Source organism: Caulobacter sp. D5 (assembly GCF_003185805.1).
Taxonomy (GTDB): domain Bacteria; phylum Pseudomonadota; class Alphaproteobacteria; order Caulobacterales; family Caulobacteraceae; genus Caulobacter.
Window position 1 is genome coordinate 1 of sequence record NZ_QHJY01000165.1, and the last position, 13,019, is coordinate 13,019.

Genomic DNA, 13,019 nt, shown 5'->3' on the forward strand with positions numbered 1-13,019 from the left:
GCCTCGGCCGCCAGCTCCAGGCTCAGCGCCTCCAGAGACAGAGTTTCGGGATCCGTCGACAGCAGCGAGCGGGTCAGGCGCAGGGCGGCGCGGCGGGCGACGGGGCCGGTCAGCCGCAGGGCGTCGATCGCCGCCCGGCCGTCGGCCAGGCCCCGCCAGTCGCTCGCCCCGAAGCTGACGGCCAGGAAGTAGCCGCCCTCGTCGACGAAGCGGTCGCGATGGACGACGCCCGGCGGGTTGTAGACCAGCACCGGCCCCTCGGTGGCGGGACCCCAGGCCGTGGTCTCGTAGCGGCCGTGGGTGGCCAGCACGAAGTGGGCGTCGTCGTGGCTGTGCTCGTGCACGTGCTCGGCGCTGGTGGTCGCCGCCAGGTGTGCGAGGCGCACGCCGGACAGCTGACGCTCGACCGTCGGCGCGCCGTAGAACCGTCCCGGTGCGAAGGCGGTTCTCGGCGACGTCATCTCAGCCCAGCTTCTCCGCCGCCCAGGGGGCGAAATAGGTGATGATCCCGGCCGCGCCGGCCCGCTTGAAGGCGACCAGGCTTTCGAGGATAGCCCGCTCCTCGTCGATCCAGCCATTGGCCCCGGCGGCCTTGATCATCGCGTACTCGCCCGACACCTGGAAGGCGTAGGTGGGCATGCGGAACTCGTCGACCAGGCGGCGCAGGATATCCAGATACGGCAGGCCCGGCTTGACCATGACCATGTCGGCGCCCTCGGCGATGTCGAGCGCAACCTCGCGGATGGCTTCCTCGGTGTTGGAGGGGTCCATCTGGTAGGTCTTCTTGTCGCCCTGGCCAGCCGAGAGCTTGGCCGAGCCGATGGCGTCGCGGTAGGGGCCGTAGAAGGCCGAGGCGTACTTGGCGGCGTACGACATGATCAGGGTGTCGTGATGGCCGTGACCCTCCAGCGCGCCGCGTAAGGCTCCGATGCGGCCGTCCATCATGTCCGAAGGGGCCAGGATGTCGGCGCCGGCGGCGGCCTGCATCAGGCCCTGCTCGATCAGGCGCTCGATGGTGGCGTCGTTGAGGATCTTGCCGCCCTCGACCACGCCGTCGTGGCCGTGGTCGGTGAAGGGGTCCAGCGCCACGTCGCACATGATGCCGACCTCGGGGGCCGCGTCCTTCATGGCCTTGACGGCGCGGGGGATCACCCCGTCCGGATCGGCGGCGATCGAGCCCGTGGCGTCCTTCCGCGACGGATCGATGTGCGGGAAGATGGCGATGGCCGGGATGCCGAGATCGCGGGCGCGGACGGCGGCCTTGGCCGCTTCCTTGACGCTCAGCCGATCGACGCCCGGCATCGAGGCGACCGGCACGGCGCCTTCGCCCTCGTGCACCACCATCGACCAGATCAGGTCGGACGGCCGCACCTCGGTCTCGCGGACGAGACGACGGGTCCAGTTGGCCTGGCGCAGGCGGCGTAGGCGCGAGGCGGGGTAGGGGGCGAGAGGAGGAACGGTCATGCGAAGGGTTTCGCGCGCGTTGTCCCCGGAGGCAAGGCCGGAAGGCCCTTAAGGAGCTACTCGGTCTTGTTGACGCTGGCCTGCTGGACGCCGTCGACGCGGGTCCAGACCTGCGACTTGCAGAACAGGCCGCCCAGGACGCAGCCCTTGGCGCGCATGGTGCGGGCGTCGATGAACTCGGCCGTGCCGTTCAGCGTCACCTTCAGCGTCGGAACAAAGACGCGACCCCGCATGTTGCCGTTGCCGGTGGGCGTGAAGTCGCGCAGCACCTGCTGGCCGACCAGGGTGTCGTAGCCGCTCTTCTTGGCGTCCGCCTCGGCCTTGCGGCTGGCGTAGACGACCCAGCCGCACATGCTCTTGCCGCAGTCGGTGATGTGCAGGCGGATGTTGTCCTTGGGGTTGCGCCAGACGCCCAGATTCTCGGCGTGAGCCGGCGCGGACACAAAGGTGAACAGGGCCGCGACCGCGGCCAAAGCGGTAATGAACTTTTGCATGGAACCGAGACGACGCCTCCGACAGCGACGATCTGATACCGAGAGGGTTCCGGATCAAGGGAGGTGCGACGTTTCGCACCCGATTTCGCTGCGGCGCCGCATTCATATTCGCCAACTGAGATATGATTGACACACTCCGCCGGGCGAGGCACGTCAGCGGCCAAGACGATGAGGGCGGATCTGCCCCGCATGGGAGGAAACGGCGGATGGATTTCGCGCTGAACGACGATCAACGCGCCATCCAGGAGATGGCGTCCGGCTTCGCCGCGGAACGCCTTGCCCCGCATTCGGCGCAGTGGGACGAGCAGAAGCACTTCCCGGTGGACGTGCTGCGCGAGGCGGCCGCACTGGGTTTCGCCGGCATCTACGTCCAGGACGACCTCGGCGGCAGCGGCCTGTCGCGCCTCGACGCCTCGATCATCTTCGAGGCCCTCAGCTATGGCGACGTGCCGACGGCGGCCTATCTCACCATCCACAACATGGCCTCGTGGATGATCGACCGCTTCGGCTCGGACGACCTGCGCCGGCGCTACCTGCCGCGCCTGACGACGATGGAGCTGATCGCCAGCTACTGCCTGACCGAGCCGGGCTCGGGCTCCGACGCGGCCGGCATGCGCACCACGGCCCGCCTGGACGGCGACCACTACGTGCTGAACGGCGGCAAGGCCTTCATCTCCGGCGGCGGGGTGTCGGACCTCTATGTCGTCATGGCCCGCACCGGGGGCGATGGTCCCAAGGGCGTCTCGGCCTTCGTGGTCGAGAAGGGAACGCCGGGCCTGTCGTTCGGGGCCAACGAGCGCAAGATGGGCTGGAACGCCCAGCCCACCGCCCAGGTCAATTTCGACGACTGCCGCGTGCCCGTCGCCAACCGCATCGGCGGAGAGGGCGAGGGCTTCCGCTTCGCGATGATGGGCCTCGACGGCGGGCGGCTGAACATCGCCTCCTGCTCGCTGGGCGGCGCCCAGTTCGCGCTCGACACGGCCAAAACCTATCTCGAGACCCGCAACCAGTTCGGCCGGCCGCTGAAGGACTTCCAGGCCCTGCAGTTCAAGCTGGCCGACATGGCCACCGAGCTGGAGGCCGCCCGCCTGATGGTGCGCCGCGCCGCCCACGCCCTCGACAACAAAGACCCGCAGGCCACCAAGCTGTGCGCCATGGCCAAGCGCTTCGCCACCGACGCCGGCTTCCAGGTCGCCAACGACGCCCTGCAGCTGCACGGCGGCTATGGCTACCTGCAGGACTATCCGCTGGAGCGCATCGTCCGCGACCTGCGGGTGCACCAGATCCTGGAAGGCACCAACGAGATCATGCGGGTGATCATCGCCCGCGAGATGTTCCGGCAGTGAGGATGAGGCAGGTTTCAACGATCCGATATGGGAGAGGGCCGGGCCATGCGTGAAATCGATGAAGCCAAGGCCAAGACCCATTTTTCGGCGCTGCTGAAAGCCGTGGAACAGGGCGACGAGACTATCGTGATCACCCGAAACGGCCATGCCTTGGCGAAGCTGGAACCGTTAGCCGCCGCAGAGATGAAAACTCCTGAGGCGGCCCGAAAGGCCTGAAACGCGACGCTGGGCGATGCCTGCCGCTTCGAAGGGGACGGCGATCTAGGTTTGCCCTAAATGGGCTGGCTGGCCGAGCAGATGGCCGCGCGTAAAAACAGGTTCGAAGCCAAGTGATCTATCTCTGCCGCCACGGCCAGACGCAGTTCAATCGCGAGGGCCGCTTTCAGGGCCAGACCGAGTCCGACCTGACCGCGCTCGGCCAAGCCCAGGCGCGGGCCATGGGCGACCTGCTGGCCGACCTGGTCGCGCGCGAGCCGTCCGACGCCTGGCGGATCGTCGCCAGCCCGCTGCGCCGCGCACGCCATACGGCCGAGGCCATCGCCGAGCGGACCGGTCTTTCGCTGAGCTTCGACGAGCGCCTGCTGGAGATCAGCGTCGGCGACTGGTCGGGCCGCCTGCGCGAGGACATCCGCCGCGACAATCCCGAATTGTTCGCCAGCTACGAATGGGCCTTCCGCGCGCCCGGCGGCGAGACCTTCGAGGACGTCACCGCCCGCGTCGCCGGCTGGCTGGCCGACCAGGCGCCCGAGCCCGAGCGCCGCCTGATCGTCGTCAGCCACGGCGTCGCCGGCCGGTTGCTGCGCGGCGCCTATGCCGGCCTGTCGCGCGCCGACACCCTGGCCCAGGAGGTGCCGCAGGACGCGGTCTACCGCCTGATGGCCGGCCAGATCGACCGCTTCGACTGCGCCCCCGTCGAAGACCCCGAATTCGCCTGAGATCCCAGATGACCGACGCTCCCCCCAAGCAGGCCCCTGAAGTCCTGATCCGCGCCAAGAAGAACGTGGGCCGGATCACGCTGAACCGGCCCCAGGCGCTGCACGCCCTGACGCTGTCGATGTGCGAGACCATGATCCAGGCCCTGCTGGACTGGCAGGCCGATCCCGAGATCGACATGGTCATGATCGACCACGCCGGCGAGCGCGGCTTCTGCGCCGGCGGCGACATCCGCATGCTCGCAGAGAGCGGGGCGGGCGACGGCGTCGAGGCGCGCAAGTTCTTCCATACCGAGTATCGGCTGAACCACCTGCTGTTCCACTACGACCGGCCTGTGGTGGCGATCATGGACGGCGTGGTCATGGGCGGCGGCGTCGGCATCTCCATGCCGGCCCACTACCGGATCGCCACCGAGCGCACGACCTTCGCCATGCCCGAGACCGGCATCGGCCTGTTCCCCGACGTCGGCGGCGGCTGGTACCTGCCGCGCCTGCCGGGCAAGGCGGGGCTTTGGCTGGCCCTCACGGGAGCGCGCATCAAGGGCGCGGACTGCATGCGCCTGGGGATCGCCACCCACTTCGTCGAGTTCGGCGCGGTCGAGGGGCTGAAGAAGGCCGTCCTGGCCGATCACCGCCGCATCGACGAGACCCTGCGCATGTACCGCGCCGACGCCGGCAAGGCGCCGCTGGTCGGTTTCGAGCAGGACCTCAACCGCCTGTTCGTCGGCGACAGCGTCGAGCAGATCTTCGAGTTCCTCGAGGCCGACTCCAGCGACTGGGGCAAGGCCCAGCTGGCGGTGCTGAAGACCAAGTCGCCTCAGACCCTGAAGGTCGCCTTCGAGCAGCTGAAGCGCGGCGAGGCCATGACCGACTTCGCCGAGCACATGGCCATGGAGTACCGGATCGGCTCGCGCGTCGTGCGCCGTCACGACTTCATCGAGGGCGTGCGGGCGGTGATCGTCGACAAGGACAACGCCCCCCGCTGGGACCCGCCGACGGTCGAGGCGGTGGATGACGCCGACATCCAGGCGATCTTCGCCCCGCTGCCGGCCGACGAGGAGTGGACACCCCTGGCCGAGGCCTGACGGCGTTCGGCGTCGGGAGATGCCCCAACGGCATTGCCGGTGGCGGTTCGCGTCGCTAGCTTGCCCGCAACTAAGAAGACCCTCCGGAAGGAAGACCATGCGTAAGCCGCTTCTCAGCCTCGTCGCCGCGCTCGCCCTGACCGCCTGCGCCACGACCCCGATGGGACCGGTCGAGCCGCCGCCGCCGCCTCCGGCCGACGCTCCGGTCGCCATTCCGGCCAACATCATCGCCGCGGTCGAGAACCCGCTGCGCCCCGAGGCCGACAGCAAGCGCGACGCCGACCGCCTGCCGGCCCAGGTGCTGGCCTTCGCCGGCGTGCGCACCGGCGCCAAGGTGGCCGACCTGATCCCGGGCGGCGGCTACTTCACCCGCATCCTGTCGCGGGCCGTCGGCCCGCGCGGCCACGTCTACGCCTATGTGCCCGACGAGCTGACCAAGCTGGCCAAGCGCGAGCCGGCGGTGAACGCCATCGCCGCCGATCCGGCCTACAAGAACGTGTCGGTGATCCTCAACACCCTGCCCAACTTCGGCGCGCCCGAGAAACTGGACCTGGTGTTCACCGCCCAGAACTATCACGACATGCACACCCCGCTGATGGGGCCGGCCGACCTGTCGGTGGTCAACCGCAAGATCTTCCAGGCCTTGAAGCCGGGCGGCGTCTATCTGGTGCTCGACCACTCGGCCCAGCCGGGCACGGGCCTGCGCGACTCCGAGAAGCTGCACCGCATCGACCCCGAGACGGTGAAGGCCGAGGTCACCGCCGCCGGCTTCGTCTTCGAAGGCGAGAGCCGCGTGCTGCGCGACGCCGCCGACAAGCGCAACGTCTCGGTGTTCGACCCGTCGATCCGCGGCAAGACCGACCAGTTCATCTACAAGTTCCGCAAGCCCGCCGGGGCGCGTTAAGCGCCCCGAACCCACCGGACTGCAACGACAAGGACCGCGCCCACGTAGGCGCGGTTCGCATTTAGGGAGCGTAGCGATGACCAGGATCGCCTTCATCGGCCTGGGCAACATGGGCGGCGGCATGGCCGCCAACCAGGCCAAGGCCGGCCACGCCGTGGCCGCCTTCGACCTGTCGGCCCTGGCGCTGGAGCGCGCGGTCGGCGCGGGCTGCACGGCCGCCGAGTCGGTCGCCCATGCGGTGAAGGACGCCGAGATCGTCATCACCATGCTGCCGGCCGGGCCGCACGTCCGCGCGGTCTATGGCGAGCAGGTGCTGGCCAACGCCCCGAAGTCGGCCCTGCTGATCGACTGCTCCACCATCGACGTCGACAGCGCCCGTGCGGTGGCGCAGCAGGCGAGGGCGGCCGGCTTTCGCTTCGCCGACGCGCCGGTGTCCGGCGGGATCATGGCCGCCGAGGCCGGAAGCCTGGCCTTCATGGTCGGCTGCGACGACGCCGACTTTGCCGCCGTCGAGGCCGCGCTGAAGCCGATGGCGCGGGCGGTGATCCATGCCGGCGGGCACGGCGCGGGGCAGGCGGCCAAGATCTGCAACAACATGCTGCTGGGCGTCTCGATGCTGGGAACCTGCGAGGCCTTCGCCCTGGCCGAGAAGCTGGGCCTGGCCGCCGACCGTTTCTTCGAGATCGCCAGTCAGTCGTCGGGCCAGTGCTGGTCGGTCTCGACCTATTGCCCCGTGCCGGGCGTGGGGCCGGCGACGCCCGCCGATCGCGGCTACGAGGGGGGATTCGCCACGGCGATGATGCTCAAGGACCTCAAGCTCGCCCAGGAAGCCGCCGCCCGGGCCGGGGCCAGCACGCCCATGGGCGCCCAGGCCGAGGCCCTCTACGCCCTGTTCGACGCCAACGGTTTCGGCGGCAAGGACTTCTCGGCCGTGCTGCAACTGTTGCGCGGACGTCTTGCGGAGCTTGCCTGAACAAGGCAGGGTTGAGTCCGCCGCTTATAGAACCAATCGATGCGACACCAAGCCTAATTCCAATTTGTAGGTAGAGGCCCTTAGGTGGACACTACGTCGGCGCGGTGCGAAAAGCCGGGCTAGAAGAACAAGGACCGCCGGGCCTCGGTCCGGGGGGAAGATACGAGCATGGACTACAAAGCCGCGTTCACCGCTGCTGTCTCCCAGATCCGCAACGAAGGCCGCTACCGGGTGTTCGCCGACCTGAAGCGCCATCGCGGCGCCTTCCCGCGCGCGACCTGGACTCGCGCCGACGGCGGCGAGAGCGAAGTCGTGGTCTGGTGCTCGAACGACTATCTCGGCCAGGGCCAGAATCCCGTCGTGCTGGACGCCATGCACCAGGCGATCGACGAGCACGGCTCGGGCTCGGGCGGCACCCGCAACATCTCGGGCACCAACCACCACCACGTGGAGCTGGAAGCCGAGCTGGCCGACCTGCACGGCAAGGAAGCCGCGCTGCTGTTCACCTCGGGCTACGTCTCCAACGAAGCCACCCTCAGCGTCCTGCAGAAGATCCTGCCGGGCCTGATCATCTTCTCCGACGCCCAGAACCACGCCTCGATGATCGCCGGCATCCGCAACGGCGGCGGCCCGCGTCACATCTTCCGCCACAACGACCTGGCCCATCTTGAAGAGCTGCTGGCGGCCGCCCCGGTCGACGCGCCCAAGCTGGTGGCCTTCGAGAGCGTCTATTCGATGGACGGCGACATCGCCGACATCGGCGCCACGGCGGCTCTGGCCAAGAAGTACGGCGCCATGACCTATCTGGACGAGGTCCACGCGGTCGGCATGTACGGCCCGCGCGGTGGCGGCGTCGCCGAGCGCGACGGCGTGATGGACCAGATCGACATCATCGAGGGCACGCTGGGCAAGGCCTTCGGCGTCATGGGCGGCTACATCACCGGCGACGCCGAAGTGATCGACGCCGTGCGCCTGATGGCCTCGGGCTTCATCTTCACCACCTCGCTGCCGCCCGCCCTGACCGCCGGGGCGCTGGCCAGCGTCAAGTGGCTCAAGCAACACCCGGAAGTGCGCGACGCCCACCAGGAGCGCGCCCGCACCCTGAAGAAGATGTTCCAGGACGCCGGCCTGCCGGTCATGGAGAACGACAGCCACATCGTTCCGGTGCTGGTCGGCGATCCGGTCCACACCAAGCTGATCAGCGACATGCTGCTGGCCGATCACGGCGTCTATGTGCAGCCGATCAACTATCCGACCGTGCCGCGCGGCACCGAGCGCCTGCGCTTCACGCCCACGCCGTTCCACACCGACGACATGATGCGCAAGCTGGTCGGGGCGATGGAAAAGCTGTGGGCGCACTGCAACGTCGCCCGCATGGGCGGCCACGCGGCCTAAAACCCCGCCTTGGGTTTCGATCTCGGTTACCTGCGCGAGCTGGCCGAGGATGCGTTGGAGCATCCCGGCTGGTCGGGGCTGTCCGACTATTTCCGGTTTCGGCACCAGGGCCTGAGGCGCGAGGCGCTCGAAGCGCTCGACGTCTTCATGGCCGGAGCCGTGACCTGGCCGCTGGCGCAGCGCGTGACCCTGGTCGTCTGGATCGGCGAGAAGCGCATGGCCTATCGCGGCCAGCCCGAGGCCGTATTGCCGGTTCCGCTGTTTCGCCTGCTGGTCCGCCCGACCCTGGAGGAATGGGTGGCGGCCAAGCCCTTCGATCCCTGGCCGCTGGTCTGGCTGGCGCGGCTGTCGAGCGGTGGTTCGACCTGGCACGCGCCGCCGCAGCCCTTCCTGCGCGAGGCGCTGGAGCGCGATCCGCTGTTCGCGCCAGCGCGGCTGGACCTCGTCGCCGCCGTCCTGGCCGATATCGCCTTCCATCAACACGAGTTGCCCGACGCCTATCTGGGCGATGCGCGCGCTGACCTTGCGGCCCTGGGCGAGGCGCGGGGCCTGCTGGCGGGGCTCGACGACGACTCTGTTGCGGATCTCGCGCCCCGCATCGCCTGGGCGCGATCGGAAGCGCTGGCCTGGCTGGAGCGGGAAGCGGCGGTCTGAGAGGGCGGTCCACATTCGGAGGCTTTGCCCAGTCTAGCGAGCATCCCCGCGAAGGCGGGGATCCAAGCGGGGTCTGCGGATAGCCCACGGCCGCACTTCATCCTGAAAGCCCGCTTGGGTCCCCGCCTTCGCGGGGATTGGACGGATCGGGGGCGCCAAGTCGATGAATGTCCGTCCGACCTGAGGCTCTCCGCGTGGCGGTTTCCCGATACAAGGCCGCTGCACGTCCGCCCGGCTTGAGGCTGGATGCGGCGTCCTGCGCTAGAAGAGAGTCGCACCCGTGAAGACCATCGTGATCACCGGCAGCAGCCGCGGCATCGGCTACGGCCTGGCGGAAGCCTTCCTCGAGCGGGGCTGCCAGGTGGTGATCTCGGGCCGCAACCCGACCGTCCTGGCGCAGGCCCTGGCCAAGCTGGAAGCCACCGGCGGCGCCGTCGCCGCCCAGGCCTGCGACGTCAGCAAGGTCGCCGACCTAGAAGCGCTGTGGAACACGGCGGTCGAGCGGTTCGGCGCGGTCGATATCTGGATCAACAACGCCGGCTCGGTGTCGCCGCGCGTGCGCCTCGACCAGGTGGAAGAGGCCGACATCGACGCCATCGTCGCCACCAACCTGCTGGGCGTGATCAAGGCCACCAAGCTGGCCATGACCCGCATGCTGGTCCAGCCCGGCGGCGGGGCGATCTACAATTTCGAGGGCTTCGGCAGCGACGGCATGACCGCCTCGGGCCTGACGCTGTACGGCGCCACCAAGCGGGCGGTGTCCTACTTCACCAAGTCGATGGGCAAGGAGTTGGACGGCACCAGCGTGCGCATCGGCACGATCAGCCCGGGCATCGTCGCCACCGACCTGCTGCAGGCCGAGATGAAGGACGCCACCGACGCCGATCGCGAGCGCTCGATGAAGCTCTACAACATCCTCGGCGACCGCGTCGAAACCGTCGCCCCCTACATCGCCGACGGCGTGCTGAAGGGCGAGGCCACGGCCGCGCCGGTGCGCTGGCTGACCATGCCCAAGGCCATGGGCCGGTTCATGACCGCCTCGTTCAAGAAGCGCGACATCTTCTCGGAGGCGTGAGGCTTCGCGCGCATCACATCCATGGCCCCAAACCTCGTCATCCCGGAAAGCCCGCAGGGCTTGTCCGGGACCCAGGGGGACTGGGCGCCGCGCTTGCAACTGCCTCTTCAGAGGTCGCCGACTTCGTGCGGTGGCCCCTGGGTCCCGGCTCTACGCTGCGCTTCGGCCGGGATGACGACCCGTGGGGGGCAAGAAGGAATGAAGGGGAGGGCGACTACGCCCTCCGACGCACGCCCTTGCCCAGCCCGATCTGCTTGGCGAAGTCCGAGCGGCGGGCGGCGTAGGCCGGGGCGACCATGGGATAGTCCGAGGGCAGGCCCCATTTGCGGCGGTAGTCCTCGGGGCTCATGTCGTAGTGCGAGCGCAGGTAGCGCTTCAGCATCTTGAGCTTCTTCCCGTCCTCCAGGCAGACGATGTAGTCGTGCTGCACCGAGCGCGAGACCGGCACGGCGGGCTTGGCCTTCTCGGTCGGCCTTGCGGCGACGGGTTCGCCGCCCAGGGTCTGAAGTGCGCCGTGCACGGTGCGGATCAGGTCGGGCACCGCGGTGTGGGAGACCTTGTTCTGCCCCACATAGGCCGCGACGATCCCGGCGCTCAGCGCCAGCAGGTCGGGCTCGTCCGTCAGTTCCGATCCCGTTTCGCCGTGTGAAACCGCCATACGCATCCCGCCCGTTCTGTTCGTTGCACTGAAAATCAGCCGGCTTGGCGGCAACACCCGGCCGGCTTCGTGAGCAACGCATGGTTACTGCGACGGTTCCGTGATTGATCGCGGCGCGAAGGACGCTAAAGAGAGCGCCGTCGACTCCCGACGCCGGGAGCGCCGCTACAGCCCGCTGCCCGCCCCAAGGAGCTGCCGATGACGACCTCCACCGACCTGACCAAGTTCTTCGGCGCCGATCTCGCGACCGCCGACCGCGACATCTTCGATCGCATTGGCCGGGAGCTGGGTCGTCAGCAGAACCAGATCGAGCTGATCGCCTCGGAAAACATCGTCTCCAAGGCGGTGCTCGAAGCCCAGGGCTCGATCCTGACCAACAAGTACGCCGAGGGCTATCCGGGCAAGCGCTACTACGGCGGCTGCGAATGGGTCGACGAGATCGAGACCATCGCCATCGAGCGCGCCAAGCAGCTGTTCGGCGCGGCCTTCGCCAACGTCCAGCCGCACTCGGGCTCGCAGGCCAACCAGTCGGTGTTCATGTCGCTGCTTCAGCCGGGCGACACCTTCATGGGCATGGACCTGGCCGCCGGCGGCCACCTGACCCACGGCTCGCCCGCCAACCAGTCGGGCAAGTGGTTCAAGCCGGTGTCCTACACCGTGCGCCAGCAGGACCAGCTGATCGACTATGACAACGTCGCCGAGGTCGCCCAGCGCGAGAAGCCCAAGCTGATCATCGCCGGCGGCAGCGCCTACAGCCGCGAGATCGACTTCGCGCGCTTCCGGCAGATCGCTGACTCGGTCGGCGCCTACCTGATGGTCGACATGGCCCACTTCGCGGGCCTGGTGGCCGGCGGCGTGTTCCCCAGCCCCGTCCCGCACGCCCACGTCGTCACCACCACCACCCACAAGACCCTGCGCGGCCCGCGCGGCGGCATGGTGCTGACCAACGACGAAGCCATCATCAAGAAGGTCAACTCGGCCGTGTTCCCCGGCCTGCAGGGCGGCCCGCTCGAGCACGTCATCGCCGCCAAGGCCGTGGCCTTCGGTGAGGCGCTGCAGCCCTCGTTCAAGGAATACGCCGCTCAGATCATCGCCAACGCCAAGGCCCTGGCCGAAGCGCTGGGCAAGTCGGGCGTCAACATCGTCTCGGGCGGCACCGACAGCCACCTGATGCTGGTCGATCTGCGTCCCAAGGGCGTCACCGGCCGCGACGCCGAGCACAGCCTCGAGCGCGCCCACATGACCTGCAACAAGAACGGCGTGCCGTTCGACACCGCGCCGTTCACCATCACCTCGGGCATCCGCCTGGGCACGCCGGCCGGCACGACCCGCGGCTTCAAGGAAGCCGAGTTCACCCGCGTGGGCGAGCTGATCGGCGAAGTGGTCAACGGTCTGGCCGCCAACGGCGCCGACGGCAACGCGGCCGTCGAAGCCAAGGTCCGCGAGGAAGTGCTGGCCTTGACGGCCCGCTTCCCGATCTACAACTAATGGGCTGAGGCCGCAGGGGAGGGCCCAAGATCATGCGCTGCCCATTCTGCGGCCACGCCGAAAGCCAGGTGAAGGACAGCCGCCCGTCGGAAGACGGCGCGGCCATCCGCCGCCGTCGCCTCTGCCCGGAGTGCGCCGGCCGCTTCACCACCTTCGAGCGCGTCCAGCTCCGTGAGCTGATCATCGTCAAGCGGTCGGGCCGTCGCTCGCCGTTCGATCGTGACAAGCTGATGCGTTCGATCTCGCTGGCCACCCGCAAGCGGCCGATCGAGGGCGAGCGGGTCGAGCGGATGGTCAACGGCATCGTCCGCCGGCTGGAAAGCCAGGGCGAGACCGAGCTGCCGTCGTCGGCCGTCGGCGAGATGGTGATGACCGCCCTCAAGGCGCTCGATGACGTGGCCTATGTGCGCTACGCCTCGGTCTATCGTGATTTCCGGGAAACCAGCGATTTCGCGAAGTTTTTGGGCGAAGAAGGCTTGAGCGACGTCGCCGAAGACGAGCTATAGGCGCATTCTACGATTCGATTTTTCGGGTCGGCGCGAGACGGCCCA

The 13,019-nt window shown here is 68.6% G+C and carries 14 protein-coding genes and 2 pseudogenes; 11 read left to right on the forward strand and 5 right to left on the reverse strand.

Annotated features, from left to right (window positions below; all coding sequences use genetic code 11):
• The 3 genes and pseudogenes from DMC18_RS12025 to DMC18_RS12035 form a co-directional block, all read right to left on the reverse strand.
• Window positions 1-461, reverse strand: a pseudogene (locus DMC18_RS12025) (AraC family transcriptional regulator); the annotation flags it as partial.
• A 1-nt stretch (window position 462) separates the two neighbouring features.
• Window positions 463-1,464 (reverse strand): porphobilinogen synthase, encoded by a 1,002-nt coding sequence (gene hemB / locus DMC18_RS12030; RefSeq protein WP_110118221.1) that lies wholly within the window; start codon window positions 1,462-1,464, stop codon window positions 463-465.
• Between the two features lie 56 nt (window positions 1,465-1,520).
• Window positions 1,521-1,958: a DUF2147 domain-containing protein gene (locus DMC18_RS12035; RefSeq protein ID WP_110118222.1), complete on the reverse strand. Its 438-nt coding sequence runs from the start codon at window positions 1,956-1,958 to the stop codon at window positions 1,521-1,523.
• Window positions 1,959-2,164: 206 nt separating this feature from the next.
• Here DMC18_RS12035 and DMC18_RS12040 point away from each other — a divergent pair, with 206 nt between their 5' ends.
• The 9 genes from DMC18_RS12040 (at window position 2,165) to DMC18_RS12080 (ending at window position 10,322) form a co-directional block, all read left to right on the forward strand.
• Window positions 2,165-3,304 carry an isobutyryl-CoA dehydrogenase gene (locus tag DMC18_RS12040; protein WP_110118223.1) on the forward strand — a complete coding sequence of 380 codons (1,140 nt, stop codon included), beginning with the start codon at window positions 2,165-2,167 and terminating at the stop codon, window positions 3,302-3,304.
• Between the two features lie 45 nt (window positions 3,305-3,349).
• A complete protein-coding gene (locus DMC18_RS12045; RefSeq protein WP_158285903.1) occupies window positions 3,350-3,520 on the forward strand; it encodes a type II toxin-antitoxin system Phd/YefM family antitoxin in 171 nt (56 codons plus the stop codon).
• Between the two features lie 113 nt (window positions 3,521-3,633).
• Window positions 3,634-4,239, forward strand: coding sequence for a histidine phosphatase family protein (locus DMC18_RS12050; RefSeq protein WP_110118225.1), 606 nt, complete (start codon window positions 3,634-3,636; stop codon window positions 4,237-4,239).
• An 8-nt stretch (window positions 4,240-4,247) separates the two neighbouring features.
• Window positions 4,248-5,321: an enoyl-CoA hydratase/isomerase family protein gene (locus tag DMC18_RS12055; RefSeq protein WP_110118226.1), complete on the forward strand. Its 1,074-nt coding sequence runs from the start codon at window positions 4,248-4,250 to the stop codon at window positions 5,319-5,321.
• 97 nt (window positions 5,322-5,418) lie between these two features.
• Window positions 5,419-6,225, forward strand: coding sequence for a class I SAM-dependent methyltransferase (locus tag DMC18_RS12060; protein ID WP_110118227.1), 807 nt, complete (start codon window positions 5,419-5,421; stop codon window positions 6,223-6,225).
• A gap of 19 nt (window positions 6,226-6,244) precedes the next feature.
• Window positions 6,245-7,198 (forward strand): 3-hydroxyisobutyrate dehydrogenase, encoded by a 954-nt coding sequence (gene mmsB / locus DMC18_RS12065; RefSeq protein WP_255580339.1) that lies wholly within the window; start codon window positions 6,245-6,247, stop codon window positions 7,196-7,198.
• A 168-nt stretch (window positions 7,199-7,366) separates the two neighbouring features.
• Window positions 7,367-8,593, forward strand: coding sequence for a 5-aminolevulinate synthase (gene hemA / locus DMC18_RS12070; protein ID WP_110118229.1), 1,227 nt, complete (start codon window positions 7,367-7,369; stop codon window positions 8,591-8,593).
• 9 nt (window positions 8,594-8,602) lie between these two features.
• Window positions 8,603-9,247, forward strand: coding sequence for a hypothetical protein (locus DMC18_RS12075; protein WP_110118230.1), 645 nt, complete (start codon window positions 8,603-8,605; stop codon window positions 9,245-9,247).
• Between the two features lie 280 nt (window positions 9,248-9,527).
• Window positions 9,528-10,322: an SDR family oxidoreductase gene (locus tag DMC18_RS12080; protein ID WP_110118231.1), complete on the forward strand. Its 795-nt coding sequence runs from the start codon at window positions 9,528-9,530 to the stop codon at window positions 10,320-10,322.
• Window positions 10,323-10,352: 30 nt separating this feature from the next.
• Here DMC18_RS12080 and DMC18_RS26555 read toward each other — a convergent pair.
• Together DMC18_RS26555 and DMC18_RS12085 are read right to left on the reverse strand one after the other, a co-directional pair.
• Window positions 10,353-10,514 (reverse strand): annotated as a pseudogene (locus DMC18_RS26555) (hypothetical protein); the annotation flags it as partial.
• A 22-nt stretch (window positions 10,515-10,536) separates the two neighbouring features.
• On the reverse strand, window positions 10,537-10,980 hold the full coding sequence (locus DMC18_RS12085) for a MucR family transcriptional regulator (protein ID WP_110118232.1): 444 nt from the start codon (window positions 10,978-10,980) through the stop codon (window positions 10,537-10,539).
• A gap of 198 nt (window positions 10,981-11,178) precedes the next feature.
• On the opposite strand from DMC18_RS12085, the gene glyA reads away from it, so the two are divergent.
• On the forward strand, window positions 11,179-12,468 hold the full coding sequence (glyA, locus tag DMC18_RS12090; RefSeq protein WP_110118233.1) for a serine hydroxymethyltransferase: 1,290 nt from the start codon (window positions 11,179-11,181) through the stop codon (window positions 12,466-12,468).
• 32 nt (window positions 12,469-12,500) lie between these two features.
• On the forward strand, window positions 12,501-12,974 hold the full coding sequence (gene nrdR, locus DMC18_RS12095) for a transcriptional regulator NrdR (protein WP_110118234.1): 474 nt from the start codon (window positions 12,501-12,503) through the stop codon (window positions 12,972-12,974).
• Window positions 12,975-13,019: the final 45 nt, after the last annotated feature.

Coding starts and splice junctions, on each gene's coding strand:
- DMC18_RS12040 (WP_110118223.1), top strand. CDS start 2,165: ATGGATTTCGCGCTGAACGACGATCAACGCGCCATCCAGGAGATGGCG.
- DMC18_RS12060 (WP_110118227.1), top strand. CDS start 5,419: ATGCGTAAGCCGCTTCTCAGCCTCGTCGCCGCGCTCGCCCTGACCGCC.
- glyA (WP_110118233.1), top strand. CDS start 11,179: ATGACGACCTCCACCGACCTGACCAAGTTCTTCGGCGCCGATCTCGCG.
- DMC18_RS12055 (WP_110118226.1), top strand. CDS start 4,248: ATGACCGACGCTCCCCCCAAGCAGGCCCCTGAAGTCCTGATCCGCGCC.
- nrdR (WP_110118234.1), top strand. CDS start 12,501: ATGCGCTGCCCATTCTGCGGCCACGCCGAAAGCCAGGTGAAGGACAGC.
- hemA (WP_110118229.1), top strand. CDS start 7,367: ATGGACTACAAAGCCGCGTTCACCGCTGCTGTCTCCCAGATCCGCAAC.
- DMC18_RS12085 (WP_110118232.1), bottom strand. CDS start 10,980: ATGGCGGTTTCACACGGCGAAACGGGATCGGAACTGACGGACGAGCCC.
- DMC18_RS12045 (WP_158285903.1), top strand. CDS start 3,350: ATGCGTGAAATCGATGAAGCCAAGGCCAAGACCCATTTTTCGGCGCTG.
- hemB (WP_110118221.1), bottom strand. CDS start 1,464: ATGACCGTTCCTCCTCTCGCCCCCTACCCCGCCTCGCGCCTACGCCGC.
- DMC18_RS12035 (WP_110118222.1), bottom strand. CDS start 1,958: ATGCAAAAGTTCATTACCGCTTTGGCCGCGGTCGCGGCCCTGTTCACC.